The sequence below is a fragment of the Coleofasciculus sp. G3-WIS-01 genome, assembly GCF_040223135.1.
Taxonomy (GTDB): Bacteria; Cyanobacteriota; Cyanobacteriia; order Cyanobacteriales; family Coleofasciculaceae; genus Coleofasciculus.
The window spans coordinates 15499-41548 of record NZ_JAVJZI010000071.1 but is presented as its reverse complement, the minus strand read 5'-3'; the positions used below and the strand labels follow the sequence as shown (position 1 = coordinate 41548).

The following is a 26050-nucleotide window of genomic DNA, read 5'->3' as shown; positions in this document are numbered from 1 at the left end:
TTTAAAGTGGGAGCTTTGATTATACTTTTTAACCAAAACTGTCGGAGGAAACCAAATAAACATCACTACTACTATCACTTTCAACGTCTATAAATACTGAATCTCTCCCCCCTGTACTAATTTGACTCCGATTAATTCCTTGAGTTACTATCTGTAATAGCCGTTGCGGTGTAAATGATTCCAACTCGACAAAATTACCGGATTCTAACCATGCTAGTTCCTCAGCCGATAACTCTCGCCGTACCTCTACCCCTAATTGTCTCGCCTGTTCGGCTGATTCTGGGGAAGATTCAATAAAAAGATTGCGACTATTTAAGACATGACGGGGAAGTAATCCTAAATCATAAATCGTCACGGTACTATCGGCAAACCAATAAGAACTCGTTCGCAAGTTATGAATCAAAGTGACACCGTGGGGACTAGCATTGTGAAGGGCGTAAACCTTTAATTCGGGATTGCGTCGCAGCATCTCTAATACCGTTGAAAAAATGCCTTGAGGATACCCCGTAATACTTAACACCGCGCAGTTATTTTCAAAGTGAAAATTATTAGCAATCAACAGTTGAGCAATAGTAGCACTATCACAAATGACAACTCGGTCAAAACTATAGACGGTGATATCCGGATTAACCGATGTGGGTAAACGTTCCTGATTTGGAGGAGGTAATAGTTGCCCAACCGTACCATTAATTTGTTGCCAACGTTCTAACCAACCTTGGAATTTATGCAGTGTCATCGAAAAGGTTTGGACTAATGTGCTTTGGCGACGCAACTGACGAATTCCTAAATACAACGATAACATACCGACAATAATAGTTATCGCGAATTGGAAAAACATCAATAAAGCACTACTTTCAGATACAGTAGAGGTAAAAAGGGATAAAATTCCATAGGCGAGAATAAATCCACCAATAATTTGTAAGTATTTGGCATTGCGACGACGGGTTCTTCGGGGTGTATTGGCAGAATTACTTATTCTGTAACAAGAAAAAATCAATAGCGGAATCCCGATGTAAGGGATGATTGCGCTCAAAATCAAGGCAAATATTTGCAGCGCAAGATGATTAACTTTGCGTTTAAGTCGCTTGTCGATGAGGTAGTATAATTGTTGAGGGGTAAAGTATAGACTCCCGTTGACTGATAAATCAAAGATAGCTTTAGCAAAAAATGGATCAGTGAATTTTGGCTGACCCATCGTCGTGGGTTCAAAGACAAAAGGATGTCCACAATTTTTACATCGCCCTTGATTGGCGGTGCGGTCTTTGAGATTATTGTCAGTTTGACATTGAATACATTTCATGATCAGCGATTCTTATCTTTAATTATTTCTATTGGCTAAAAAAATCACTCACATACTCTCCATCCCTCTGCGTCCCTCTGCGTCAACCTCTGCGTACCTCTGCGTTGAAAAAATATAATTTTGAGGTTTACTAAGGTGTACATTAGGTAAAAGGCGCACGTCAGTTCGCCCCTACGCACCTGTGAAATTAAGCAAATACCTGACTATTTAATAAAATACTATAATCTTCCCGCTTTCTAATCAATCGGTGAGTTCCCTGTTCAACTAAAACCTCAGCCGGACGCGGACGGTGTAAGAAATGAGACGACATCGCATATCCGTAAGCACCGCTATCCAGAATCGCGATAACATCTCCAATCTTTAACGCTGGGAGTTGACAATTGCGCCCCAAGTAATCCCGTGAATAGGTTGTATTGCCACACACATCTGTAGGATAATATTCTTGCTGTTTATCAGTGAAACTGACAATTTTTCGATAGCCACCATGTACCGAAGGAACCGATAAATTCGCTACGGTGGTATCAACGCCGAGAATTTGTTTGCCATTTTGCCACTTAACAGAAACGACTTTTGCCAACAAGGAAGCACATCCTGCGATCGCGGCACGTCCAGGTTCTATAATTAAGTCTATAGTTCTGCCTACTGTCTCTAGCTTCTGAGTTATCGCCTGACCAAATCCTTGCCAATCAAAGGCGACGCCATTCCCCTGATAAGGATAGCCAAATCCACCGCCAAAGTCTAAATAGTTCCAATCAGGTAATTGTTGACCAATCTCCCATAAGGAATCAATCACTTGAGTAAAGGCTTTCGTCGCATTTGTCCCCGTTCCGCGATAGAAATGGATACCATTGAGTTTTAATCCCGCCGATTGGGTAATTTTCAGCGCTGCGGGGAAATCTTTGGGTTGAACTCCAATCCGGCTATCTCCGGTTAATTCCGGTACATTTAAGCGTAATCCTAAGTTTAATCGAGGTAATTTAGAATCGAGGGTGTGATAGACTTGACAGCATAAATCCAATTGGGAGACACTATCTAAATTTAAGGTAGTAATTCCCCAGTGGAGAACTTGCTCCATTTCTGGATAATTCAAATTACTGCCACTGTAAACAATGTTATCCGGGGCGAATCCCGCCTTTAAGCCTAAATAGATATCTCCGGGGGTGTTTGCATGAAGCCCCCACCCCTCTTGCTGGAAAATTTGCAGCAACGCAATATTACCATTCGTCACACTCGCAAACTGGAACCGAGTGCGCGGATAGGGGACAGCGTAAGAGATATAACGAATTGTATCCCGTATGCGATCGCCTTGATAAACATATAGGGGTGAACCGTAGATATCCAGTAATTCTTGGTCATTTGTCATGGGTTATTTGTCATTGGTAATATCGGTGTTTGTAGGGGCGACCCACTTACATCAATTAACAACTCTTTTCCTATCAATTTTGTCGGGTCGCCCTTTGTTCGTTCTGATGTGAGGGCGCAAGACGAGGCGCCCCTACATTCCTCAACATTTAGGTTCTCTTATCCCCCTTCCCACCCCTTCGGGGAAGCAAGCTACGCTCTTAAGCGGGCTGGGGGGTTAGGTTTTCACAACCAGAATGAAAATTAGGACATTAGGGGCTAAAGCCCCTACTACGAACTTCTAAGGGAACAGGTAATAGGCAATTCATCATTCATCCTGTAATTTCCAATACCATCGCCAAAATCGAGACGGGAACCAAAAGGGATGTAACCCAGAATACCCAGATACTGTTTCATTTAATACCCTCCTGCGCCAAACTTGCCACATCATCAGTAACCAGAGAATCTCACCCACTCGTCGCCCTCGCAAATAAGCACTAAATTCCCCTTTAATCAGTTGCAGGGGTAATTGCGGTTGCCATCGTCCTTCGGCTGCTAAAATACCTGAATTTAACCAATATCCTACCTCAGACCATAACTCATTTAAACACCACGCCGTTAAAGGCACTCCCATCCCCCGTTTTTCCCGCCACACCACCTCTGGCGGTAACCAAGATTCCACCGCACGTTTGAGGATATATTTTTCACAAGCGCCCCGCAGGTAGAACTCCCCCGGTATCTGAAATGTCCACTCCGATAACGGAATATCACAAAAGGGCGATCGCACCCACAATCCATGAGAGAATGCTAAGTTAGTCGCCCGTGGGTGGATATTTTGTGCGCCTTTTAACATTAACGTCGCCCGACGCAATCGATCTAAAAGAGTCGTGGTAAACTTGGAATCTAAAGCCTCTGCTAACCATTGTTCCGGTGGTATCGATAACTCCTGGTTTATCTGATTCTGAAATACCCCCTCCTCATATCCCCAGAGACGGTGAAAGGTTCGTAAATACTGTTGGATAAACTCTGTATTTCCGCCCGGATGTTCTTGATTATAAACACCAGCCGCAATTAGCGGTTTATTTGTCCATCCAGCAAAAAGTTGGTCGCCGCCTTCCCCATTAAAAATAACGCTTGTCTCTTGACTCGCGGCTTGACACAATAAATATAACGGAACCGTTACCCCATCACCAAAGGGCAAATCTAACGCCGTCGCTGTCGCTTGAATCGCTTGCTTAATTCGACGAGGTGTGGCATCAACTTTAACTAGGGGAATATGCAGATAGTCAGCCACCTGTTCCGCATAGGGTACTTCTGAGACACCCGCTAACCCAAAATCTAAGGTATAGGCTTTAACCTTTACTCCCGCTTGCACTAATAATGCCGCTATTGTAGATGAATCTAACCCGCCAGACAGAAAAACACCAACGGGTTCACTGGGCAAATTTTCCAGTTGTCGATGAACGGCATTTTTTAAGAGGATTTGCAGTTGAGAGATGGCTTCGTCTTCATCGTGAATCAGTACAGAAGCTGATTGCCATTGATAATAACGGTGAGTGCTATGGGTTAAGTCGTGTTCAGAGGTAATTTGCCAGGTTTCTAGGGTTCCAGCCGCTACGGAAAAAATAGTAGATACTGGCGTCAACGGTGTGGGAACATAAGAAAAACAGCTATAGCCATACAATCCATGATTATTCACCTCTGGTGTTTTAAGCAGAGGTAATAATAGCTGTAACTTAGACGCAAACCAGATAACCTTTTCCTGTTTTGTCCAATAGAGAGGGATTCGTCCAAAGGGTTCACGTCCTAAAATTAGATGATTATTTTCTACCTTCACCCAAGCATCGGCTGAGTCGTTAAAACCAGAGGCGGATAACGCGGCGATGATACCGTCTTTATTGGCTAAGGAAGGAGCAGGATTATTGCCAATATAACCAACACCCCAATTCAAAGGACTATTTCCAGAGACTTTATCGGTAGTATTTCTAAACCGCGTTGATATCTCCAAACCTGTCGCGGCGACGAGTAACTTAGTTAACGTCGCTTCGAGTTTTTCGGGTGAATTAAGACCCCAATAGCCGATAAATTGATAGGGACTAATCACTAAGCCTCAACATCTGCCAATAACTCAAGTTCTACAACAAGGAAAGCAACTCCACGCTTTGTGGACTAAAACTCTTATGGAGTCGTCTTTAGACGACTTTCGCGTTGGTCTTTGGGTTTCAACTCAAGGCGGTTTAACGCCAGTGGCGTTCAATATTTCAGGACTTGTTTCCTCGTGAGGTTTATGGCGAAGACAGCGCCACTACGAACGCTATAGTATAAAATAAAATTTATTTGCTCAATCCGCAACCCTCCGATGGATAAAAAACTTAAGAAAAAAAAAATTTCCAGTTTCAACAAAGCTCAGGCATTTAAGCAACTTAACCTAATCGACTTAATCCCTTGGCAGATTAAGTTTCAGCCGATTCAAGTGAGCGACTTCTTTCAACAACGCTGGGCGAGGTTGCAACGATTCGACTTGGAAAGCTATGAAGAATCCAAGAAACTTGTAATTGATGCCATCTGCGAGGAAGCACTTGAAGGAATTGAACGGCTAAAAATCTGGAAAGGGGCGAGTCTAGAAGGTGAGACAACTAGCGGCAATGTCGATTATTTAATTGCTGAACGTAGGCGCTATTTAGAAACGCCATTTTTATGTATTGTCGAAGCTAAAAAAGATGATTTTGAACAAGGATTGGCTCAATGTTTAATTGAGATGCAAGCCTGTCAATGGCAAAATCGCTTGATTGGTAAGGATATTGATGTTTTGGGAGTGGTGACGAATGGCGATGGTTGGCGGTTTTATAAACTGACCTCTCAAGGCAGTGTTTATGAAACGTTACTCTATGGAATTGCTCATATTGAAGAGATTTTAGGCTTACTTCATTTTGTCTTTCAGTTATGCGAACAAAATTTGAGTGAATAGTTCAGATTATCTAACTGTAAATGATTTTTGAGTGAGTGTGCGATCGCCTACTCTCATCTGCACCTGCCAAGTTCCCGTAGAATCTAAGGTGTGACGACAATAGGTATGCCAAACCTCTCGGTCAATTTTCTGGGTTTGATAGCGATTCTGATGCACAATTTGACCATTGGGGTCAATCCAATCACACTGTAAGGAAAGCTTTTGTCCTACAGGTGCGTCTTGTAAGGTAACGCGGTAGGCTATCTGTTGGCGATTAATCTCCGATATGGGTTCACACGTCTGCTGATTCGGGGTAATGCAACTTTGAGAGACAGACATTGCCGCGATCGCACGTTGGCGATTTACAATGAATACTGTGGAGGCTGCGATCGCACCCACTATCGCCACCCCCACTCCTATCCCAATCCAGCGATTCCGTTTTTGTTGAACGGCTAAGGCTTGGCGACGGCGTAACTGTAACAGCGCTTCATCCAGCAACTCTGGTGGTAAATTCAATTCCTGCAAAATCTGCTGAACTTCTTGGCGGTCAACTTCAGCCTCGTGGCGTCTAGCTAATTGATCCACCTCAGCGACGAGTTGGCTTAACTGATCTTGAGTAAGTCGTTCATTAGTCACAATTAATTACTTCTAAATTAGAAGCTTGAGACTACCTACTTTCTCTATACCATAAAATCCATATTCCGTCAAGGTCAGCGCGACGAAAATTTCCCTCACCTGATCAGGAGAGGGTGAGGGTGGGGTCTGTCTCAAGGTATTGCTTTCTTTAGATTCAGTTAATCGTTAAAAACACTAAAAAGTTTCACGCATTCTTGTAAATTACTCTTAGCAAAATCAGGCGCTTTCTCCCAGCCAATCGGCTGAAGTTCACTCAGCTTTATCGGGTTCATATCTTCAAATGACCATTGTACCTCTTCCGCCTCGCGAGAGGGTTCGCGATAAGCAGTTTTCACATTTTTGACTATATTTTCATTAGCTATCCCTTTAAAACAACGACTCTGCTCAGTTTGCCAAAAATACTCCTGTCCAATTAGCCTATCATCAGTTTTGATAAACACTAAATACCGACTACCCGGACGGTCAAATTCCGCTGATTCGCCATAAAAATAACTGCCATCGGGTAAACCTTTCATCGTCGGCTTAGGGGTATCAACGCCCGGTGGTTTAGGTAAAGGGGGTGGGACAGCTTTAGAAATTTCTGGAGTGGGCGAGGGTATCTGAGGGGGGACAGATGGTGTATTATTGGGGACTTGTTCAGGAGTCGGTAAAACCACTATCTCTGGTGGCGTGGGTGAAATCGTGGGCGTGGGGAGAGGTGAGGGCGTCGGTGTTTCTGTGGGAAGGGGTGAGACATTCGGGGTAATCACGGGAAAGGAAAAATCTGCGGGTGTTTCTGATGCGGGGGGTGAGGAACGCTGGGCGTCTTGAGTGGGTTGAGAGGACTTACAGCCAAACATACCCAACCCCACAACCGTGAGAATCACCAGCCACTGAATCCCGTGGATACGCCGCCAGTAGGCGTTTCGGTTGTCAGGATGAGAGTCGGGGATATACACCTGACCCGCTTTCGCGTCTATCGTTGTTGTCAATTGCCTAGAATTTGCCATAGTAAAAACTAGGAAAAAATTATACGCGATCGCACCACCATCCGTCGTCGGCGATAATAGCGCCACCGCCTTTTTTACTGTAATCGAAAACTATGGGCGAACTCTATCCCGCCATCAAACCTGATAACCAAGGAAGGTTACAGGTAATTGACATCCTCACCGCCCTACAAGGACGGTGATTCCTTTCCAGTCAGCCAGTCAAGAAATGACTGCCTAGACTCTTGTTGGGTTGACAGTTCATCACACACTGCCTCTGGCGGGGTCTTACACGCGCTCCCTGTCCATTTAATGTCGTGGGTATGCCCTACCCCGACTCTTTCTATGTTTGCCGATGCGTTATCATCGCGATCGTGTTCCACCCCGCAGTTAACACAGACATAATAAAAAGTCCCCCTTCTAGGGGGAGGCTTTTGACCCAAGCTTCCGGTAACCTACACAGGATTTCATACGAGGAGTGTTACAGGATAAGTAGGGGTTTGGCAACCAAACCCCTACTACGGCGCGGCACTTTAGAAGACTAACAATTTAATCTTAATTTAACAAATCTTCTTGTTATATCTACCTTTAGGTACTGTTTTTGAGATCAACACTAATAAAAGGGCTATTATTTTCCGCCTATAGAGATAAATTTTACTTTGCTAAACTATCTCTCTTTGTAGATAACATCCTTGGGTTTATTTTCTGATAATTAGCGACAGAAATAAAAACGTTATACAAGTCATAGTTCCCTCGGAACACCTCTATAGGGCTCCCCCTGCTCCCAGACGCGCCATGGCGCGTCTCTACATTGCTCCCCCTGCTTTTGGCGCTTAAGTTGACACCAATGGGTAACCAAACCCCTACTACGGCGTGGTGAGGATGTCAATAATGATGATGGTGCATTTGGGGCATCTCCGAATCTTCCATGGGAATCGAAGTCGGATGTAATCGCATCAGTAATGCACTCTGAGGCGGTGCAGGAAGCCAACCTAAACGATGAATCCCCATCCAAATCGTTAACACTCCCAATACAGCCATCGCCCCTGCCATATACCGTTGCAGTTTGGGAACCTTCAGCCGCTGAATTAATAGCCCAAATCCCACCATAGCCGGCATTGTGCCTAAGCCAAACAGAAACATACCCACAGTGGCGATAGGAATAGGTTGAGTGATAGCCAGACTCAGTGCGATCGCGGTTAATCCACAAGGAATATACCCCAACAATAGACCCAAAGGATAGGTGCGATACCAACTCGTACTAGCAAATAACCGCCCCATACTCTTTTGATACCAACGCCAATTTTGCACAGGCGGGAGTTGCACTGGTAATAAATGTAACTGTCCCAAGGCTAAATAAACCATAATTAGCCCCGCCACAATTAAAATACTGGCTCGTAATCCCAGTAAACCCTGTATAATTTGACCAAAGCTACTGGCAAGAAATCCCAGAACGGCATAGGTTGTCGAACGCCCTAGCCCATACAAAACATGAGAATACCAGGGATTAGACTGAGGTCGAGTATAGCCCATGACAAAAGGACCACACATGCCCACGCAATGACCACTGCCCACAAAACCCAGGGCTAAAAATAATAATAAGCTTAACATTATAATCGCCAAGTCATGATAGGACTAACAATACCATCTTGTTAGATTAGGGCAATGATAGCCTTAAAGAATCCCTTGCGTTAGCACCACTCCCAATTATGTTACCTCAACCTAAAAAGCGCTGGACTCCTGAATACTGGGCAACTTGGAAACCGTTCGGTATCGGCGAACAATACCCGAACAATTACTGGGAAGTATTTCGCGCCATCTTCTTAAACCGGGATCAACTTCCCTACGCCTGGGACATCCTTAACCAAGGGGTTTGCGACGGTTGTGCTTTAGGTACCACGGGCATGAAAGACTGGACCTTAGAAGGCATTCATGTCTTTGACACTCCTCAGCCTAAAGGCATGAGGATTCTTCTTTCATCGAGCGCTCTTACTATGAAACAGGGGTCCTATTTCATACCAGAGGAGCATCTCTGGAAGAAGCGTTTTGCTCCATTGCAGAAGCTAGTTACGATATGCCCTACCGTACTATTGAAAACAAGAAAAAATGTGTTTTCTGGTACTTGGTGCTTAGACTTTTTACCTGTACAAGCATTCCTGTACAGAACCCTCTAAGCCTAGTTTTCAAGGTGCGATGCCTCTCGGCTCTGGGTTTTTATAGAGGTTAAACACCCTTTCCTCTGGCGTTAATTTTAACACAAAGTCGTCCTAGAAGAACGAGGCTTTAGACCCAATTTTTCGGTAAATATGGGTGGGGATATGGCGTTCATCAATGGCACACTGAAACATTTAATCGCCAATAATTGGGTTGATCACTCGTTTATCAACACCTATACAGACAACTTTGAAGACTTAAAAGCCACCCTAGAGTGCCAATCCTGGGAGGAACTCGAACGGCTATCTGGGGCATCTCGTGATCAGATGTATGCCTTTGCCCAGATGGTGGCTGAGGCGAACAAGGCTGTCTTTGTCTGGAGTATGGGGATTACCCAGCATGAATGTGGCGAAGATAACGTGCGAGCCATTATTAATCTAGCACTAACTAAAGGCTTTGTCGGCAGAGAAGGCTGTGGCTTGATGCCGATTCGCGGACATTCTGGGGTACAAGGGGGGGCTGAGATGGGATGCTACGCCACGGTACTCCCTGGAGGGAAGCCGATTACATCAGAAAATGCAGCACAGTTGAGTGAAAAATGGGGATTTGAGGTGCCAACATCCCCAGGATTAACCGCAGCGGAAATGATTCAAGCGGCTTATGGGGGAGAGTTGGATGTCCTGTTTTCGGTAGGGGGAAATTTCCTGGAAGTTCTACCCGAACCCGACTATGTGGAAACGGCATTAAAGCGAGTCCCCCTACGGGTGCATCAGGATATTATTTGTTCCAGCCAAATGTTAGTTGATCCGGCGGATACGGTAATTTTACTCCCAGCCACCACTCGCTACGAAGTGCCAGGAGGAGTAACAGAAACAACGACAGAAAGACGAGTGATTTTTAGTCCCGAAATTAAGGGATCTCGCATTGGCGAAGCGCGTCCAGAATGGGAGGTTTTCATGGAATTAGCCAGGAGATTACGTCCCGATTTAGCCGGAGAAAACGATGACAAGACGCCGTTAAACTTCGACGGAACATCCACGATTCGCCAAGAAATTGCCCAAATAATTCCCCAATATGCTGGGATTCAACATCTTAAAGAAGCGGGAGATCAGTTTCAATATGGGGGTTCTCATCTTTGTTTTGGCTGGAATTTCCCCACACCGGATGGGAAGGCGCGGTTTACTCCTTTATCCCCACCACAACGGGATTTACCAGAGGGGTGTTTCTTAGTCGCCACCCGGCGCGGGAAGCAGTTTAATAGTATGGTGCAGGAAAAGAAAGACGCGATTACCGGTGCAGTACGTGAGGCGGTGTTGATCAGTCCAGTGGATGCTGTAGGATTAGGATTAAAAGATGGCGATACCGTGATTCTCAAGAATGAGGTTGGGGAATTTAAGGGACGAGTGTATACGGCACCCATCAAACCGGGGAACCTGCAAGTGCATTGGCCCGAAGGGAATATACTCTTAGACAAGAATAAGCGATCGCGTGAAGTCGCCATCCCTGATTATAATGCCCTGGTACGATTGGAACGTTATTTAAGTTAGAACATACATCCTTTAACTCCTTTTGTCGATGGGAAGTAAAACGAAAACCAGGGTTTGGGTTATAGACAATGGTAACGTGCGATCGCGCCAGGATCAGGTGGCGACGGAAGAACCCCTGGAAATTCGTCTCACCTCTCCCCAGCAAACCGTAGCGGTTACGATGCGAACTCCGGGGGCGGATTTTGAACTAGCGGCGGGTTTCCTGTACGCTGAAGGGATAGTTCGCGATCGCGATGATATTCAGCAGATCAGTTATTGTGTCGATCCTGATGTTGATGGGGAACAACGTTACAACATTGTTAATGTAAAACTTCGACCAGGATTATCAGTTAATTTGCAACCCTTAGAACGTCACTTTTTTACTACCAGCGCCTGTGGTGTTTGTGGGAAAGCCAGTCTAGAAGCCTTACACTTACGAGGATGTCCAGTTATCCCCAAAGGATTAGAAGTTAGTCCAGATGTAATTTATAACCTACCTGAACAATTACACACCGCCCAGCGTATTTTCTCAAGTACCGGAGGATTACACGCCGCCGCCTTATTCGACAATCAAGGAAAGTTACTTTCAGTACGAGAAGATGTTGGACGCCACAACGCTTTAGATAAACTAATGGGTTCCGCTTTCTTGAGTGATCAATTGCCTTTAACCAACCAAATTGTTCTGGTGAGTGGACGTTCCAGCTTTGAGATAGTACAGAAATGTTTAACCGCAGGTGTCCCTATTATTTGTGCGGTATCTGCACCCAGCAGTTTAGCCGTTGCGTTAGCCAGGGAGTTTGGCATCACCTTAGTCGGATTCCTGCGCGGAAAACGGTTTAATATTTATACAGGAAAAGAACGGATAGGTGTTGAGGAGAAGTAAATCGGTTAGCCCCAAAGATGTACAATCAAATTTTGGGTAGACTTGAGAATAAAACTCTTTTATGCCAACTATTTATAGCAATCGCAATAGCGGTTAGGATGCATCTTACAGCGCTTTGCGCTGTAATAAAGTACAGTAAATAAAAGTCCCCCTTTTCGATCCCCCTCCCGTCCCCCTTAAAAAGGGGGAAGCCAGCGGATGCTTCGCTTTTATTGCACGGGGGATGCGAGGGGGATCGACAATGTACCGCATAGCAGAGCAAACTGCTGTATGGGAGAGACTCCTCCGGCAGAACGTCTGGAACAACAGTTCATTTGTCCTAATCGATGTGTCTACTGCTATAAAACATATTTCCAGTTAATGAAATACAGTATATCCGAGCCTTTATAACCCCCTTTTGCCACGGCGATTTAAATCGCTGCTACACAAACAAAGTCCGCCTTCGCGGACTGGTTTATAACCGGGGTGGCTAACCCGGATTGGGTATCACTCAATCCAGTCAGCTTTAGCTGACTTAAGCTTTTAGCCCGGAGTTTGAACTCCGGGCGTCAGGTGTCGGGCGGTTAATCAAGCTAATTTAGAATGGTGAAAGATCCCAGTCTAACTTAAGCGGCTGGTTCAAGCTGAACTTTGACCACTTTGTTCTTTTCTTGTTCCGTCTTAGGCAACGTCAGATTCAAGATACCATCTTTGTACTCAGCTTTCACATTGGTATGCTGAATCCGCACGGGTAATGGAATCAGTCGTTCAAATCTGCCGTAACGGAATTCAGTCTTAGTTACACCCTTGTCTTCGCTTTTCTGTGCCGATTTGCGTTCACCACTGATGGAAACAGCGTCTTCGGTGACTTGCACGTCAATATCTTTGGCTTCCATTCCCGGAATTTCTAGCTTCAGATGAATAGCTTCTGGAGTTTCTTGCATCTCCGCTAGCGGAACAGTTGAAATGTATTCCTGCTTTTGCCCAGAACGGGGTACTAAAGCATCCTCAAATAAGCGAGTAATTTGCCGTTGTAGGAATTCAGTTTCACGCCGAGGATGCCAATAAACGAGTGCCATAGTTTTATCTCTCCTAGAATAGGTTGTTTAGGGAAGTGATGAAGCATTACCATCTATCCCTTGATTCCCATAGTAGACAAACCAAAAGCACTGCCAATTCGGTTTTAACGACTAATTTACTAATGATTACCGTCCAATTCGTAGTTGCGCTGTCTTCGCCGATTCGTAGCTTGATATACCGTAGGGTGGGCATTGCCCACCAGAAGCAGCGTGCCATTGCCTATCTGGCGTTTCAGTTTTTGATGATACTATAGTAGTCAGTATAGAAATAATTAGGTTACAGCTACTCACTCGGCAACAATTAGCGATATGACATCTCCGTTTCCTGGCATGAATCCCTATCTGGAAAATCCAGAATTATGGTCTGAGGTGCATAGCCGTCTAATTGTCGCGATCGCGGATGAGATTGCACCCGCGTTACTTCCTAACTATTATGTAGCCATTGAAAAGCGTGTCTATAGTAGCACTCCTGAGGATAATATCCTGATTGGCATTCCCGATGTTTCCGTTGTCTATTCAGGGGTAGAGGCGTCTCCAGAATTAGCCACGCGCAACAGGGCTACCGCTACCTTATCGAAGCCTGATCAACCGCAAACAGTAACGATTCCTTTGGCGGAAGAGGTAGAAGAACGCTATTTAGAGATTCGAGACACTAAAACGGGAAAAGTTGTCACCACGATTGAACTCCTTTCACCTAAGAATAAACGAGCAGGTGAGGGGAGGGAGGCGTATCTACGCAAACGCCAGCAAATTTTAACCCGTTCCACCCACTTTGTAGAAATTGATTTACTTCGCGGTGGAAAAGCTATGCCGATGCAAGGGGTAGCTGAGTTAACAGACTATCGGATTTTGATTAGTCGCAGCGAGTTAAGACCTCATGCCCAGCTTTATGCCTTTAATTTACCAGATGCGATTCCTAAAGTCGAGTTACCGTTGCAGGGGGAAGATAAAAGTCCCATCCTTGATTTAAAACTTATTCTGGATGGCGTTTATCAGCGTGCAGGGTATCACTTCCGCATTGATTATCGTCAGTCAATCACTCCTGCTGTTTCTTCTGAGGTAGCGGTTTGGCTGAATACGCTGCTAGTTGAAAAGGGATTACTGTAGCGATTGTCCTAGCGTGACCCATCTAAAATAGTAGGATAAAGAGCAATTGATAATCGTGGTAGCCCAATGACACCTCAACTCATGATTCAACCCTCAGCCCTAATGTCCTCCGGCATTAAAATGAGCGAATTCGGTAATATTTATCTCTTTCGGTTCAATGATGAGCTACAATCTCGCTTTGAAGAACTATTAGAGAAACGAAAAACGAATCAACTAACCCCTACAGAAGAAGCGGAATATGCAGGAATCTCGGAACTCCAGCGAATCTTTACCCTAATTAATGCTCAACTTGCGACTAACGGAGTCTGATCCGCGACTCTAGCTAATAGGTTGGGTCGAAGAATGAAACCCAACGCCTCTACAAAGCAGGCTCTGAGCGTAGTCAAAGGGTCTAATTGTAGGGGCGGGTTTAGCCGTTTAATTTTGGTACTTATCGATAACCTTTCAACAAAACCCGCCCTTCATCATAGGACAGAGGATGAGAAGAGAAGAGCAGAGGAGGATTAGATGGCGATCATACTACTTTTGATGGAAGATTTGGAAACCTTTACTGTAGTTGTTTGATTGCCGCATTAGCGTGTAATTTGACACTCAATTGAGGATCATTCTGGAGTTGGGTTAAAGCTTTTATCGCATCAGCGACTCCTAATTGTCCCCAACTGTAGGCTAACGCCTGTTTAATCACCGTCGTCTCAACACTAGGATGTCCAGACTCGAAGAAATCCAGCAAAATTTTAGCGGCTTGGTATTTCAGATTTGGGGTTTCAATCCGCCCAAAAACGCGCACAATTTCTAAGATGGAGTCTTCGGCTATGGCGGGTAATGCTTGGTGTAAATACTCCAATGTCGTCGCCGTTTCTATCCGCGCCAATACCTGAATGACGGTAAGTTGCAGGGGAAGGGGAGTTAAAGGCGATCGCACAACCGGAAATAACGCCTCGGCTGCTTTATCTGTACCGATTCTACCAATCGCGATCGCGGCTTGCTCACAGACTTCTAAGTTCACATCATACAGCAGGGGTTGCAGATGCGTTACCATCTCTAACTCTGTTTCACAGGAGGCGCTTAAGCCTAAACCCATCACCGCTTCCTTACGCACAGAGGCGGCATAATCTTTTAACGCGACTTGGAAAACGGGTACAATGCGATCGTCATGGAAACTGCTGAGGGCGGCAATGGCGGTGAGGCGCACCTGAACATCTGGATCATGAACGACGCTCAATAAGGGATCAATCACCTCTAGACAACGCATTTGAGCTAAGGCGCGAGTAGCAAAAAGACGGAATTCCGGTTGCACCAGCAAATCAGTCAACGCCTCAACCGCAGGTTGTCCGATAGCGGCTAACGCACTAGCTGCGATCGCACTTAACTCTTCATCTGCACTGTGATCCAGTAATTTCACCAATGTCCGAATCACGTCAGGCGTATTAAATCCGCCCAAAATCCGCCCCGCAAACCACCGTTGCTCTAAATCTTTCTCCTCATCTTCCAGAATTTGCACCAACGGCGCTACAATCCTTTCTCCCCATTGTGGCAAAACCTTGGCAATATCCCAACGCGCCTGAAAATCTCCCTGTTCCAGAACCGTTAACGCCATTGCCAATCCTAAGGGCAATTCCTTTGTTTCTGGGTTGGAACTATTATAGCTACACTCATGCAACGGTAATTGCTGCAAACATTGAGTGACTGACAACCAATCCCCTTGCTCTGTTGCAACTGTGGCTTGTTTAAGAAGTTTTTCCATTGTTTGATCAATTACATCGTGACCCAGACTGAATGGTATGCCACGTCAGCCTCACTCTTATCGTTTCATGAAATCGGTGATTTATACAGATTCTATTCACAAATTGCATTTAAATTATGCAGTTTTTTCAAATTCAAATCAAAAGCGTATCCAAATATACAATTTACCACCTTAACCTTGCTTACCTTACTGAAATTAAGAGGCTAAATTTTAGAGAACCGAAAACCGTAAAAATTCATCACAATAGCTCTATGACTACAACAACAGACGTATCCATAAAAATAAACAAAGTGGAACAAGCCAAAGCCGAGAAAGATGGGCTAGACATTAAACAGGAACTCGAAAGCTTAATCCAAGTTGGCTGGGAAAACATTGATAAAACCGACTTAGAACTCCGCCTCAAGTGGTTAGGTGTCTTTTTCCGCCCAGTGACTCCTGGCAAATTCATGTTGCGCTTACGCATACCGAATGGTTCTCTTGACAGTGAGAAAATGCGAATTCTCGCCAATATTGTGCAGCGTTATGGTGATGATGGTAGTGCTGATATTACCACTCGGCAAAATATTCAACTGCGAGGGGTTCGTTTAGAAGATATTCCGGAAATTTTCCGTCAACTGCAATCCGTTAATCTGACGAGTATGCAGTCGGGAATGGATAATGTGCGGAATTTAACCGGATCACCCGTCGCCGGAATTGATGCTGACGAGTTAGTTGACACCCGTGATATGCTGCAAAAATTGCAGGACATGATTACCAATAACGGAGAAGGTAATTATGCATTTACTAATCTTCCCCGTAAATTCAATATTGCCATTGAAGGAGGACGAGATAACTCCATTCACGCTGAAATTAATGACATTGCCTTTATCCCTGCCTATCGAGATGGAGAATTAGGCTTTAATGTTTTAGTCGGCGGTTATTTATCAGCTCAGCGTTGTGTCGAAGCGATTCCCTTAAATGCGTGGGTTCCGGTAAATGAAGAAAATGTGATTAACTTGAGTGGTGCGATTCTCACCGTTTATACCAAGAATGGATTAAAAGAAGGATTACGAAAAAACCGCCAAAAAGCCCGGATGATGTGGTTAATTGATAAATGGGGAGTTGAGCAATTCCGGGCAGAAGTCGAAAAAACTTATGGCAAAGAACTTCTCCCTGCTGCGCCTGACAATGAGATTACTCAAGAGAAAAAGGATTACATTGGGGTTTATCCCCAAAAACAACCAGGCTACAGCTATGTTGGCTTACTGGTTCCAGTGGGGCGCTTGTCAGCCGACACCATGTTTGATTTAGCCCGATTAGCTGATGTTTATGGGAATGGCGAAATTCGCTTAACGGTTGAACAAAATTTAATTATTCCCTACATTGCTAATGAAAAACTCGAAGCATTTCTGAGTGAACCGTTACTACAGCAGTTTCCAATTAATCCTTCGACTCTCACCCGCTCATTGGTGTCTTGTACCGGGAATCGCTATTGTAATTTTGCCATCATTGAAACCAAACAACGGGCATTAAAACTGGCGCAAGAACTAGATCAAGAATTAGATATTCCCCAAAGAGTTCGGATACACTGGACAGGATGTCCAAACTCGTGCGGACAACCTCAAGTTGCCGATATTGGCTTAATGGGTACGAAAGTTCGTAAAGATGGCAAACCTGTCGAAGGGGTGAATCTTTATACCGGGGGAAAAGTGGGCAAAGATGCAAAATTAGGAGACTTATTGGAAAAAGGAATTGCTTGCGATGATCTAAAACCGATTCTCCGGAATCTATTAATTGAAAACTTTGAGGCTAAACTTAAGGATGGAGTGGTTCTCGAACCAGAACCAGACATCCAGGAGACTGTTCCGCAGAAGACTCAACCTTCACCTGAGACGGAAACAAACGGAGATCAAGCCCAAACAAAAATATTTTTCGCGGACTCTTGGAAGCAGGTTGACTGTAATTCCCAGGAATTTATCCTGAATACGGCTGAAAGCCAAGGTATTGAAATCGAAAGTAGTTGTCGTGCTGGCACTTGCGGAACTTGTGCTAAAAAGTTATTGAAAGGTCGAGTGAAGTATGAGGAAAATTATGATGCAGTGGCAGATTTAGAGGAGGGAATGGTTTTGACCTGTTGTGCTTTGCCTGAAGGACAAGTGGTTATTGATGCTTAAGGCATTTGTCATACCCAAGGGAGCGAGAAGCAAGCTACGTCATTTGTCGTTGGTTTGTCGAATAAATAATTCTCCCATTTAGTCAGGGACGGGTTTAGTGCAATTCGGGTGAAGCCAAAAAAGATAATAGTGAAAAGAGTCCCTACATTCGGGCAAACTCTTTCACCCTTCATCCTTTCCGTCCCCTATTGACTAAATTGGGCAATCAAATTATTTGATTTTTTCACCCAAAAATTGATAGGGGTTGGTATAATGATTTGAGTCTCCTGAGTACAACTTAAAATACATAGCTCCTGAACCTAACCACAATACTAAAAAGATTAAGGACATAACAGAACCCCAGGAAAAAAGCTTAAACTTCCGATTGGTGGTTAGTAATTTCTGTGGTAATGGTGAAAGTTCTAAGGGTGTGTTGTTTGGGGTGTTGTTTGGGGCAACTTCGGTTCCTTGGACGGTAATTAATTTTAGTCTCTGTAACTCCGTGAGTGCGGTGTGAACTTCGCTCAAGCTAACCGAATGTTCAAGGAATTCTGCCGTCCAAGCTTGGAAGTTATGCCAATTCAAATTGACTTTTTGATTGGTTTTAGTATGAAACAGAATCCAGTGATAGAGTAAACTCTCGCAGGGAGAAAGTTTCGTCTTAATCATTGCCAAAACTCCAATTTTTCGATAAATGTAAGTATTTTAGGGAGGTAATATTGGCTGAAAAACTTAGCTAGAGGAGGTTGTCCTTTCGCTAAAAGTGGCTACAGCACTAACAAATATTCTCCATGTTCAGGAATCCACGTTAGCCATTCATGATCCGAGACTTGGGAGAGTATCAACGCCTCATAGTGGGCGAATGGATTGGGGAGTTCCTCTAGTCTCAGCCACATTCCTGGTTGCAGATAGCGAAAAACTTCACTAGCCGAGAGGCTGGTTAGAGGGGGTTGCGGTTTTGGGCTTTTCATATCTGTTCCGTCTGATTCTCGATCGGCTTCTTGTATCAGAATATACCAAAATAAAAATCTGTATCGAATAATACATAAAATTTAATTGTAGATTTGTTAACTAATCCTCACAGCCACTCAATGCCGAAGCGATGGCATCTTTGTTCAGGAATCACTAATGGTTCTCTCTCAATCTGCTATCGTCCTCAACCATTGTGGTTATAGTCCCATCGTCCTATTTTTCATCCCCCATCATGAGTATTATTTTCAGAGAACTGCTAAAGAAAGTGGGTAGCGGTAGCCACACTCACAAAGATTTAACTCGTGAAGAAGCAGCCAAAGCCACAGAAATGATCCTGAATGAAGAAGCGACTCCGGCTCAAATTGGAGCGTTTTTAATTGCCCATCGAATTAAGCGCCCCACGAGTGACGAACTTGCGGGAATGTTGGATGCGTATGAGCAATTCGGTTGCACAATACCCCGGTTATCCGGTGATCCGATAGTAACGGTAATGGGGACACCTTACGACGGGCGATCGCGAACCGCCCCAGTTACTCCCCTAACGGCGCTGATGCTGGCGGCTTCAGGGGTTCCGGTAATCCAACATGGCGGCGACTGTATGCCCACCAAATATGGCATTCCCTTAGTGGAAATTTGGCAAGGATTGGGAATCGATTTTACCCGCTTTAATCTTGCCCAAGTTCATCAGGTTTTAGAAACAACTCGCTTTGGTTTTATTTATACCCCTAACCATTTTCCGGCGACTCAAGGTTTGGTTACCTATCGGGATCAGATTGGTAAGCGTCCACCCTTTGCCACTGTTGAATTAATTTGGCTTCCTTATGCTGGGAAGGTACATCTAGTGGCTGGTTTTGTCCATCCCCCAACGGAAGAATTTATGCAGGGAACATTAGCATTACGAGGCGTCAACAATTACACATTAGTCAAGGGGTTAGAGGGAAGTTGCGATTTGCCCCGGGAACGGACGGCGATTATTTCAATCCATAAACCTGGAGACAGCGAACCCTACCAACGCCTGAAACTTCACCCTAGGGATTATGGCTTTGAAGGCAAGGATGTTCCTTTAGAGTCAAAGGAACAATTATTAGTAAAAATTCAAGAGGTTTTAGCTGGAAAATCTTCAGAATTTCAAAAATCAGTGATTTGGAATGGTGGGTTTTATCTCTGGCGTTGTGGGGTTTGCCCTACGTTAGAAGATGGATTAAGCAAGGCGGAGTCTTTGTTAATAACAGGTGCACTTCAGCAGCAGTTGGCTGAGATTGAGTCTACTGTAAATAGGGGTTGCTGAATAAGTCTTGTGGAGGGGTAGGGAGTTCTTGAAGCAGGGGGAGCATGTAGAGACGCGCCATGGCGCGTCTGGGAGCAGGGGGAGCAATCATACATTTTCCCTGATAGCGGTGCAAGGGTATGAAGGGGTTTTACCCTATTTCCTTGAAGATGATCCAATGTCCATGTTACTCAAAGCTTTGATAGATAAGGGTTTTGCCGTTGTGCAGCCAGCCCTAAATAGGGGTTGAAAGTTAACTTAACCGTTAACTGGGCGGTTAAAACCGCAGCTACACAAACGAAACCCGCGCAGGCGGGTTTCAAAATCCCTAGTTTTTCTTCATTTCCTTGTCAAGCGAACTTTGTTGGTTTAGCCGCCATTACGTTAACCTTGCCAATCTGCTAACTGAGTTACGAGAAAATAGCGAACATGATCGGTAAACGTAGGACCAAAATCGTTTGTCCCGTGACCCATACCGGGAACAACATAACAATCACTATTAGGAAACCGCTTGGCACAAGCCTTGGCATCTGCTACATTAACCATGCGATCGCGCTGACCGACTAAGAAGCGAATCCGACGATGAGACTCTACCCGATCCGCATAGGTCATCGGGTTACAAGCTTGACCAAATTTATCAGGATGTTTGAGAGAATTAGCGACTCGCAATAGGGGAACGAAACTCTGGAGATCTGGTTGAACTTTGCCCAGCAGCGCTTCGGCTAACCACCCTAGAGGCGATGCAGCCAGTTCTGGCAAAATAAAGCCACCCCAGCTTTTGGCAAAGGTTTGCAGGTTAGCATGACCGATCGCACCCAGTAATCGTTCTCCTATCCCCTCTGTGGTAAAGGCAAACGCACTAAACAAAACGCCCATACTAACGCCAAATAGCGCCAACCGAGGATCAGTGAGATGATAGCGATCGCGACAGAAATTCCGCACTAAGCCAATATCCCGCGCTGTGACACTGAACATCCGCAGCATCAGTTGAGTATCAAAGGAAATACCGCGATCCAGAAGCGGTTTGATTTCAACGTGCGCCACCCCCGAAAACGTCCGGGTGAAACTGCGTTCACCTGCTAGGGGTGTGTCAAATAATGCCACAGCAATCCCCATCTGGGTCAGAGTTGGCACAATAAAGGCATTCCAGCCATAAGGCGCACACATTCCTTGAATGCCAATCACCAACGGTGTCTGATCGGCAGGTCGAGCCTGTGGCAAAAAGACGACAACGGGAAAACTACTCAGCCGTTCGTCAATATCGCGAATTCCCGTAAAATGAAACGGTTCGTAGAACCAATAACGCTCACCCGTAACTCCCTCAAAGGCGATCGGATCACAACCGTAGACGGGCATAGGCGATGGGTATACTTAACATTGCGTAATTTTTCTTAAACTAAAAGATAGCATCCTAATTTTCCGCTAAAGACTATGCTGCTGCAATCCAACCAACGGACGAAACTAGACGATACCGACGATACGCTGTTTTACTCTTTCCCTCGCTTCGTCACCCATGTTGATGCTGGGTTTTTGGATCAACTCACTCAACTGTATAGAGAACGCCTGAAACCTCATACTCGCATCCTGGATATGATGAGTAGTCATGTGTCCCACTTGCCCGATGACATGGAATTCGCCCATGTTGAAGGACACGGGATGAATGAACAGGAACTAGCACGCAATCCCCGCTTAAACCATTCCTTTGTCCAAGATCTGAATAAAAATCCTCAGCTACCTTTGCCAGATCAAGAGTTTGATGCGGTTCTCAACTGTGTCTCGATTCAGTACCTACAATACCCTGATGCCGTGTTTCAGGAGATTCACCGCATCCTCAAACCCGGTGGTATCGCCATTATCAGCTTTTCTAATCGAATGTTCTTCCAAAAAGCGATCGCGGCATGGCGAGAGGGGACTGATGCAAGTCGTGTGCAACTTGTCAAGCGTTATTTTCAATCTGTACCCGGATTTGGTACCCCAGAAGTAATTACCCGTTCTTCTTCTGTTCCCAGTTTTTTGCAAATGCTGGGAGTTGGCGGGGGTGATCCCTTCTACGCCGTCATCGCCCAACGTCAAGACAACCAACAGGGAGTCTAAGGAAGAGTTAAATGATGCAACGTTTACGAGATTGGGGTTTTACGCGGGAATGGAAGACGATTAGCCTACCGCGAGGAAAATACTTGACAGATGGGGGTTCCAGCCTATCAAGTCCGTTGGCTTTCATAATGAATGACTCAGCCAGTCATAAAATTGACCTATATGATGCAACAAAACTTGATGTTCAGTATACAATAGCCTGTGGTGTGAGTAAGTAAAAATAACTATTTAACGAATGCTAAATCGTTCATCTAGTGTAATCTGTCCACCAAACCCGAATCGGGAAGCTGCAACTGAGAGCGATCGCGGGACGGTAAGCGGCACGAGTGACCAACGGCTGATAAAATTAATGAAGTCGATTTACCAGGCTGATCAGCAAGTCAAGTATCTACATTTGCAAGCAGAAGTAGATTCACTCTTGCAGCAGCTCCAAATCCTCCAAAAACAACGGTTGGCTACGGTACAATCCGACGCCAATAACTAAGGGGAATCGTAGTGTTTGGTTTAAGTCATGCTGTGACAGCACCCCAGAACTCATTATCGGGGTGCTAAGTTTTGCTGAATCTGACTGATCAGCACAAGGAGATACCCTTCTATCTGCCAATAATAGATGACGGGGCAGGATTTTTTTTGCCTGACTATTCGCAATTCACTAAATCTCATGTATTGAATTCTTTCATGACTATATCGACAATCAAAGAACAAACTCCCGATTACTCCTTAAAAAGGGTTACGACTACCTTAAGGTTGAGAGACATTTTGCAGACGTTACCGCGTGAAGTGTTTCAAAAAAACCGTCGCAAAGCCTGGACAGTGGTTCTGGTGAATATTTTAATGGTGGGTCTAGGCTATGGGGGTTTAGCGATCGCACCCTGGTTTTGTTTACCCCTATTATGGATTTTCACCGGTACAGCATTGACCGGCTTTTTTGTCATCGGTCATGATTGCGGTCATCGTTCCTTTGCCAATCGCCGTTGGGTGAATGATTTGGTGGGACACCTGGCATTTTTACCTTTAATTTATCCCTTTCATAGCTGGCGCATTCTCCATAACTACCATCATGCCCACACGAATAAGCTTGGCGAAGATAATGCATGGGAACCCTTTACAGTAGAGTATTATGCCAGCCACTCGGTTTTAGTGAAGTTGTTTTACAAACTAACACGAAGTCGATTATGGTGGATTGGCTCGATATTCCATTGGGCATTACTGCATTTTAAGTGGGGGAATTTTCAAGGAAAACAGCGTTCTCAGGTCAAGTTTTCAGCCTTGCTTGTTATCGGTTTTGCTGCTGTTGCATTTCCCTTACTCATTGCGACAACAGGTGTATGGGGAGTCGTCAAATTCTGGCTGATTCCCTGGTTGGTGTACCATTTCTGGATGAGTACGTTTACCATTGTTCACCACACAGCACCCGATATTCCCTTTACCCCGGAACCGGAATGGAATGAGGCTGAGGCTCAGTTATTTGGTTCGGTTCACTGTGATTATCCCCGTTGGGTAGAATTTCTCTGCCATGACATTAATGTTCACATTCCTCATCACGTTTCCAGTGCGATCCCGTCCTATAATTTGCGGTTAGCCCATCGGATTCTCAAGGAAAATTGGGGAGATGAACTACGAGAATGCCGTTTTTCTTGGTCGTTGATGAAACAAATTACCGACCAATGTCACCTCTATAGTCAACAAGAGTGCTATCAGTCGTTTAAAGACTATCGAAAAGCCTTGGCTGGAGACAATTAATACGGTATTGTCACGAATCGAGTAAACTCTGAGATCCCCGATTTCTTGAAGAAGTCGGGGATCTGGTATTAATTTGAATGGCACGCTCAACAAGCCTCTTGGGATCGCCTCCACCCTTGATCGTAGGGTGGGCAATGCCCACCATCCTCATCTGAGCGTGCTAAGTTACAATATTAGCGATCGCGAGCCATCAGCAAGGTTGTCATGAGTCAACTGCAAACCAAACTACCAACCGATACCTGGGTCAATGCGACTTGGGAGGAATACCTTCAGGCAATCAGTGATCCAGCATACGAAAAAGCGAAAGGCTACTACTATAACGGATGTATGAGGCTAGAGATGTCTCCACCGGGTAACCCCCATTCCCGTGACCACCTTATCGTTATTCACGCCGTCTGCCTCTTTGCAGGACTCAATCAGATTGATTTTGATGGTCATGATAACTGCACGTATCGTAAGACGGGCTGTGAGGAAGCCCAACCGGATGTCTCGTTTTATGTCGGTGAGAAGGCGGAAGTAGTACCTTGGGAAGCGACGATTATCAATCTTGATACCTACCCACCCCCGGATTTAGTCATTGAAGTTGCCTATTCTTCTTTAGCCGATGACAAAGGAGAAAAACGTCTCCTTTACGAATCCTTGGGAGTTCGGGAGTATTGGATTATTGATGTAAAAAATGTTCAGGTTATCGCCTTTGAGATTCAAAATGGCGGGAGTCGGCGAATTTACCAATCTCAGGTTTTTCCTGGTTTAGAGATTTCTCTATTAGAAGAAGCGTTTCGGCGTAGTCGGCAAATGAATCATGGTAAAGTGAGCGCTTGGTTGTTGTCCCAGTTTCAAGCTTGAGTGATTCTATCGTTTATCGTCCCAAGAACGGCTCATTGATTAATGCTGGTTATCCTATTCCCATTTCGCTGCTGACTCTGGAACTATGTCATACAGTGACTTCAAAAGTCTTGATCAAGCGGTTTCTAACCTGGAATTAACTGTTGAGGATATTCCTCATTTTTTTAGTCAGGTTGCCCCGATTGAACCTTCCCAACGCCTTCAGGAAACCTTAGAAGAAAACTTAGATTTAGCCGTAAGTATTAGTACAGAAAAAGCTCGTTCTGAATTAATTATTACGCCAATATTGTTGGAGATAAGGCGCAGATTTCAGAACAAAATTGGTTATTTTTCGGGAAATACGTTTAATGTTGATGACGCTAAAGGTTTAATGGGGGCTTGTGATTTTATGTTAAGTGCATCCAGCAATCAATCACTGGTAACTGCTCCTGTCTTAACCTTAGTTGAAGCCAAAGATAATGATATCCGCATTGGTTTGGGACAATGTGTGGCTCAAATGGTTGCCGCCCAAATATTTAACAATCGTAATGGACGAGAACAGCAAGCGGTGTATGGTGCTGTTTCAACCGGAACGAACTGGAAGTTTATACTTTTAGAAAAGGATCGGGTAAAAATTGATTTGACTGAATATTTTATTCCTCAGTTAAATCAAATATTAGGTATTCTATCGGAACCCTTTAGAATTTATTTTGAGTAATCCAAAGGATACCCAATAAGGTGCGATCGCGCACTGCGGTTTCACTCCTGTAGGTTGGAATGTTACTCTAGGGTTGTATAGCAATCGTTGAGGGAACAGCCGTGAGCCAAGTTGTAACGCTAGAACTTAGTGATGAAGTGTATGCAGCCTTGAAGCGACAAGCTGACAGTGCTGGTATCTCCCTATCCGAATGGCTCGCGATCGCTCTCGAACTACAAAGCGGTTTACCAAGTCACCAGAAAACTGAAGCCGAGAAAGAAGCTGCGCCTCAAGAATTCCCTAGCCCCAGCTATTCTGGAGCTATTGACGTAGGCTATCTCACAGGATCTGACAATAGGGGCGTTGATGCTGATTTGGTTGGTTTATAGCCAAGATATCGCCAAATAATACCTCTTCGTAGCTATTTTTAACCGAATTCCACGCAACTTGATGGGCTTGGTTATCATTGAGTCCATCGCGAGATGCGCTATTATAGGCAGCACAGAAAATCTGTTGAAAACGTTTACGCTGATCTGACCAACGCTTAAGGCTATATTTATTCTCACCCGCTAGGACTAACGCCGCCGTTCCCCCATCACCCAAATCCGCGATCGCTTGTTTGTTACAGATTTTTACATTTATAGCCAAATCTTCATTCT

The 26050-nt window shown here is 44.8% G+C and carries 25 protein-coding genes and 1 pseudogene; 14 read left to right on the top strand and 12 right to left on the bottom strand.

Going from position 1 to position 26050, the window contains the following annotated elements:
• Positions 1-28 precede the first annotated feature (28 nt).
• The 3 genes from RIM23_RS07225 to RIM23_RS07215 all read right to left on the bottom strand — a co-directional run bounded on the left by RIM23_RS07225 (position 29) and on the right by RIM23_RS07215 (position 4745).
• Positions 29-1300 carry an MFS transporter permease gene (locus RIM23_RS07225; protein ID WP_446365753.1) on the bottom strand — a complete coding sequence of 424 codons (1272 nt, stop codon included), beginning with the start codon at positions 1298-1300 and terminating at the stop codon, positions 29-31.
• Positions 1301-1487: 187 nt separating this feature from the next.
• Positions 1488-2663: a diaminopimelate decarboxylase family protein gene (locus RIM23_RS07220; RefSeq protein ID WP_446365751.1), complete on the bottom strand. Its 1176-nt coding sequence runs from the start codon at positions 2661-2663 to the stop codon at positions 1488-1490.
• Positions 2664-2969: 306 nt separating this feature from the next.
• Entirely contained in the window at positions 2970-4745 is a 1776-nt protein-coding gene (locus tag RIM23_RS07215) for an asparagine synthetase B family protein (protein WP_446365749.1), read from the bottom strand.
• Between the two features lie 255 nt (positions 4746-5000).
• On the opposite strand from RIM23_RS07215, the gene RIM23_RS07210 reads away from it, so the two are divergent.
• Positions 5001-5609: a hypothetical protein gene (locus RIM23_RS07210; RefSeq protein WP_446365747.1), complete on the top strand. Its 609-nt coding sequence runs from the start codon at positions 5001-5003 to the stop codon at positions 5607-5609.
• Between the two features lie 6 nt (positions 5610-5615).
• Here the strand turns inward: RIM23_RS07210 and RIM23_RS07205 are convergent, their stop codons facing one another.
• The 3 genes from RIM23_RS07205 to RIM23_RS07195 all read right to left on the bottom strand — a co-directional run bounded on the left by RIM23_RS07205 (position 5616) and on the right by RIM23_RS07195 (position 8800).
• A complete protein-coding gene (locus RIM23_RS07205) occupies positions 5616-6224 on the bottom strand; it encodes a DUF3859 domain-containing protein (RefSeq protein ID WP_446365745.1) in 609 nt (202 codons plus the stop codon).
• 158 nt (positions 6225-6382) lie between these two features.
• On the bottom strand, positions 6383-7279 hold the full coding sequence (locus tag RIM23_RS07200) for a hypothetical protein (RefSeq protein ID WP_446365743.1): 897 nt from the start codon (positions 7277-7279) through the stop codon (positions 6383-6385).
• A gap of 795 nt (positions 7280-8074) precedes the next feature.
• Entirely contained in the window at positions 8075-8800 is a 726-nt protein-coding gene (locus tag RIM23_RS07195) for a sulfite exporter TauE/SafE family protein (RefSeq protein WP_446365741.1), read from the bottom strand.
• 98 nt (positions 8801-8898) lie between these two features.
• Between RIM23_RS07195 and RIM23_RS07190 the strand changes: the two genes are divergently transcribed.
• The 3 genes and pseudogenes from RIM23_RS07190 (at position 8899) to fdhD (ending at position 11752) form a co-directional block, all read left to right on the top strand.
• Positions 8899-9363 (top strand): hypothetical protein, encoded by a 465-nt coding sequence (locus RIM23_RS07190; protein WP_446365739.1) that lies wholly within the window; start codon positions 8899-8901, stop codon positions 9361-9363.
• A gap of 120 nt (positions 9364-9483) precedes the next feature.
• A pseudogene (locus tag RIM23_RS07185) lies at positions 9484-10890 on the top strand (molybdopterin-dependent oxidoreductase); the annotation flags it as partial.
• A gap of 28 nt (positions 10891-10918) precedes the next feature.
• The gene (fdhD, locus tag RIM23_RS07180) at positions 10919-11752 is read left to right on the top strand and encodes a formate dehydrogenase accessory sulfurtransferase FdhD (protein WP_446365737.1); all 834 of its coding nucleotides are present in this window, start codon (positions 10919-10921) and stop codon (positions 11750-11752) included.
• A 605-nt stretch (positions 11753-12357) separates the two neighbouring features.
• Here the strand turns inward: fdhD and RIM23_RS07175 are convergent.
• A complete protein-coding gene (locus RIM23_RS07175; protein ID WP_446365735.1) occupies positions 12358-12810 on the bottom strand; it encodes an Hsp20/alpha crystallin family protein in 453 nt (150 codons plus the stop codon).
• 309 nt (positions 12811-13119) lie between these two features.
• Here RIM23_RS07175 and RIM23_RS07170 point away from each other — a divergent pair, with 309 nt between their 5' ends.
• Both RIM23_RS07170 and RIM23_RS07165 read left to right on the top strand, forming a co-directional pair.
• Positions 13120-13917: a DUF4058 family protein gene (locus tag RIM23_RS07170; protein WP_446365733.1), complete on the top strand. Its 798-nt coding sequence runs from the start codon at positions 13120-13122 to the stop codon at positions 13915-13917.
• Between the two features lie 66 nt (positions 13918-13983).
• Positions 13984-14226, top strand: coding sequence for a hypothetical protein (locus RIM23_RS07165; protein ID WP_446365732.1), 243 nt, complete (start codon positions 13984-13986; stop codon positions 14224-14226).
• A 238-nt stretch (positions 14227-14464) separates the two neighbouring features.
• On the opposite strand, the gene RIM23_RS07160 is transcribed toward RIM23_RS07165, so the two are convergent.
• Positions 14465-15661, bottom strand: coding sequence for a HEAT repeat domain-containing protein (locus RIM23_RS07160; protein WP_446365730.1), 1197 nt, complete (start codon positions 15659-15661; stop codon positions 14465-14467).
• 251 nt (positions 15662-15912) lie between these two features.
• On the opposite strand from RIM23_RS07160, the gene RIM23_RS07155 reads away from it, so the two are divergent.
• Complete coding sequence (locus RIM23_RS07155) at positions 15913-17814, top strand: ferredoxin--nitrite reductase (RefSeq protein WP_446365728.1); 1902 nt, start codon at positions 15913-15915, stop codon at positions 17812-17814.
• Positions 17815-18024: 210 nt separating this feature from the next.
• Here the strand turns inward: RIM23_RS07155 and RIM23_RS07150 are convergent, their stop codons facing one another.
• Both RIM23_RS07150 and RIM23_RS07145 read right to left on the bottom strand, forming a co-directional pair.
• On the bottom strand, positions 18025-18462 hold the full coding sequence (locus RIM23_RS07150; protein ID WP_446365726.1) for a hypothetical protein: 438 nt from the start codon (positions 18460-18462) through the stop codon (positions 18025-18027).
• A 98-nt stretch (positions 18463-18560) separates the two neighbouring features.
• The gene (locus RIM23_RS07145) at positions 18561-18764 is read right to left on the bottom strand and encodes a hypothetical protein (RefSeq protein WP_446354058.1); all 204 of its coding nucleotides are present in this window, start codon (positions 18762-18764) and stop codon (positions 18561-18563) included.
• Between the two features lie 233 nt (positions 18765-18997).
• On the opposite strand from RIM23_RS07145, the gene RIM23_RS07140 reads away from it, so the two are divergent.
• Positions 18998-20053, top strand: coding sequence for an anthranilate phosphoribosyltransferase family protein (locus RIM23_RS07140; RefSeq protein ID WP_446365724.1), 1056 nt, complete (start codon positions 18998-19000; stop codon positions 20051-20053).
• 363 nt (positions 20054-20416) lie between these two features.
• On the opposite strand, the gene RIM23_RS07135 is transcribed toward RIM23_RS07140, so the two are convergent.
• On the bottom strand, positions 20417-21388 hold the full coding sequence (locus RIM23_RS07135; RefSeq protein WP_446365722.1) for an alpha/beta fold hydrolase: 972 nt from the start codon (positions 21386-21388) through the stop codon (positions 20417-20419).
• A 75-nt stretch (positions 21389-21463) separates the two neighbouring features.
• On the opposite strand from RIM23_RS07135, the gene RIM23_RS07130 reads away from it, so the two are divergent.
• The 6 genes from RIM23_RS07130 (at position 21464) to RIM23_RS07105 (ending at position 25780) form a co-directional block, all read left to right on the top strand.
• The gene (locus RIM23_RS07130) at positions 21464-22126 is read left to right on the top strand and encodes a class I SAM-dependent methyltransferase (RefSeq protein ID WP_446365720.1); all 663 of its coding nucleotides are present in this window, start codon (positions 21464-21466) and stop codon (positions 22124-22126) included.
• Between the two features lie 235 nt (positions 22127-22361).
• Positions 22362-22610, top strand: coding sequence for a hypothetical protein (locus RIM23_RS07125; RefSeq protein ID WP_446365718.1), 249 nt, complete (start codon positions 22362-22364; stop codon positions 22608-22610).
• 194 nt (positions 22611-22804) lie between these two features.
• Positions 22805-23869 carry a fatty acid desaturase gene (locus RIM23_RS07120; protein WP_446365716.1) on the top strand — a complete coding sequence of 355 codons (1065 nt, stop codon included), beginning with the start codon at positions 22805-22807 and terminating at the stop codon, positions 23867-23869.
• A 204-nt stretch (positions 23870-24073) separates the two neighbouring features.
• A complete protein-coding gene (locus RIM23_RS07115; RefSeq protein WP_446365714.1) occupies positions 24074-24715 on the top strand; it encodes a Uma2 family endonuclease in 642 nt (213 codons plus the stop codon).
• A gap of 85 nt (positions 24716-24800) precedes the next feature.
• Complete coding sequence (locus RIM23_RS07110; RefSeq protein WP_446365712.1) at positions 24801-25412, top strand: hypothetical protein; 612 nt, start codon at positions 24801-24803, stop codon at positions 25410-25412.
• A 101-nt stretch (positions 25413-25513) separates the two neighbouring features.
• The gene (locus RIM23_RS07105; RefSeq protein ID WP_446365710.1) at positions 25514-25780 is read left to right on the top strand and encodes a hypothetical protein; all 267 of its coding nucleotides are present in this window, start codon (positions 25514-25516) and stop codon (positions 25778-25780) included.
• On the opposite strand, the gene RIM23_RS07100 is transcribed toward RIM23_RS07105, so the two are convergent.
• Positions 25731-26039, bottom strand: coding sequence for a ChaB family protein (locus RIM23_RS07100; RefSeq protein WP_446365708.1), 309 nt, complete (start codon positions 26037-26039; stop codon positions 25731-25733). The two genes, RIM23_RS07105 and RIM23_RS07100, sit on opposite strands and share 50 nt — an antisense overlap.
• Positions 26040-26050: the final 11 nt, after the last annotated feature.

What these genes read in the sequence shown, in the direction of transcription:
- RIM23_RS07225 (WP_446365753.1), bottom strand. Translation starts at nt 1,300, where the DNA reads ATGAAATGTATTCAATGTCAAACTGACAATAATCTCAAAGACCGCACC.
- RIM23_RS07220 (WP_446365751.1), bottom strand. Translation starts at nt 2,663, where the DNA reads ATGACAAATGACCAAGAATTACTGGATATCTACGGTTCACCCCTATAT.
- RIM23_RS07210 (WP_446365747.1), top strand. Translation starts at nt 5,001, where the DNA reads ATGGATAAAAAACTTAAGAAAAAAAAAATTTCCAGTTTCAACAAAGCT.
- RIM23_RS07195 (WP_446365741.1), bottom strand. Translation starts at nt 8,800, where the DNA reads ATGTTAAGCTTATTATTATTTTTAGCCCTGGGTTTTGTGGGCAGTGGT.
- RIM23_RS07190 (WP_446365739.1), top strand. Translation starts at nt 8,899, where the DNA reads ATGTTACCTCAACCTAAAAAGCGCTGGACTCCTGAATACTGGGCAACT.
- fdhD (WP_446365737.1), top strand. Translation starts at nt 10,919, where the DNA reads ATGGGAAGTAAAACGAAAACCAGGGTTTGGGTTATAGACAATGGTAAC.
- RIM23_RS07175 (WP_446365735.1), bottom strand. Translation starts at nt 12,810, where the DNA reads ATGGCACTCGTTTATTGGCATCCTCGGCGTGAAACTGAATTCCTACAA.
- RIM23_RS07170 (WP_446365733.1), top strand. Translation starts at nt 13,120, where the DNA reads ATGACATCTCCGTTTCCTGGCATGAATCCCTATCTGGAAAATCCAGAA.
- RIM23_RS07165 (WP_446365732.1), top strand. Translation starts at nt 13,984, where the DNA reads ATGACACCTCAACTCATGATTCAACCCTCAGCCCTAATGTCCTCCGGC.
- RIM23_RS07160 (WP_446365730.1), bottom strand. Translation starts at nt 15,661, where the DNA reads ATGGAAAAACTTCTTAAACAAGCCACAGTTGCAACAGAGCAAGGGGAT.
- RIM23_RS07155 (WP_446365728.1), top strand. Translation starts at nt 15,913, where the DNA reads ATGACTACAACAACAGACGTATCCATAAAAATAAACAAAGTGGAACAA.
- RIM23_RS07150 (WP_446365726.1), bottom strand. Translation starts at nt 18,462, where the DNA reads ATGATTAAGACGAAACTTTCTCCCTGCGAGAGTTTACTCTATCACTGG.
- RIM23_RS07145 (WP_446354058.1), bottom strand. Translation starts at nt 18,764, where the DNA reads ATGAAAAGCCCAAAACCGCAACCCCCTCTAACCAGCCTCTCGGCTAGT.
- RIM23_RS07140 (WP_446365724.1), top strand. Translation starts at nt 18,998, where the DNA reads ATGAGTATTATTTTCAGAGAACTGCTAAAGAAAGTGGGTAGCGGTAGC.
- RIM23_RS07135 (WP_446365722.1), bottom strand. Translation starts at nt 21,388, where the DNA reads ATGCCCGTCTACGGTTGTGATCCGATCGCCTTTGAGGGAGTTACGGGT.
- RIM23_RS07130 (WP_446365720.1), top strand. Translation starts at nt 21,464, where the DNA reads ATGCTGCTGCAATCCAACCAACGGACGAAACTAGACGATACCGACGAT.
- RIM23_RS07125 (WP_446365718.1), top strand. Translation starts at nt 22,362, where the DNA reads ATGCTAAATCGTTCATCTAGTGTAATCTGTCCACCAAACCCGAATCGG.
- RIM23_RS07120 (WP_446365716.1), top strand. Translation starts at nt 22,805, where the DNA reads ATGACTATATCGACAATCAAAGAACAAACTCCCGATTACTCCTTAAAA.
- RIM23_RS07115 (WP_446365714.1), top strand. Translation starts at nt 24,074, where the DNA reads ATGAGTCAACTGCAAACCAAACTACCAACCGATACCTGGGTCAATGCG.
- RIM23_RS07110 (WP_446365712.1), top strand. Translation starts at nt 24,801, where the DNA reads ATGTCATACAGTGACTTCAAAAGTCTTGATCAAGCGGTTTCTAACCTG.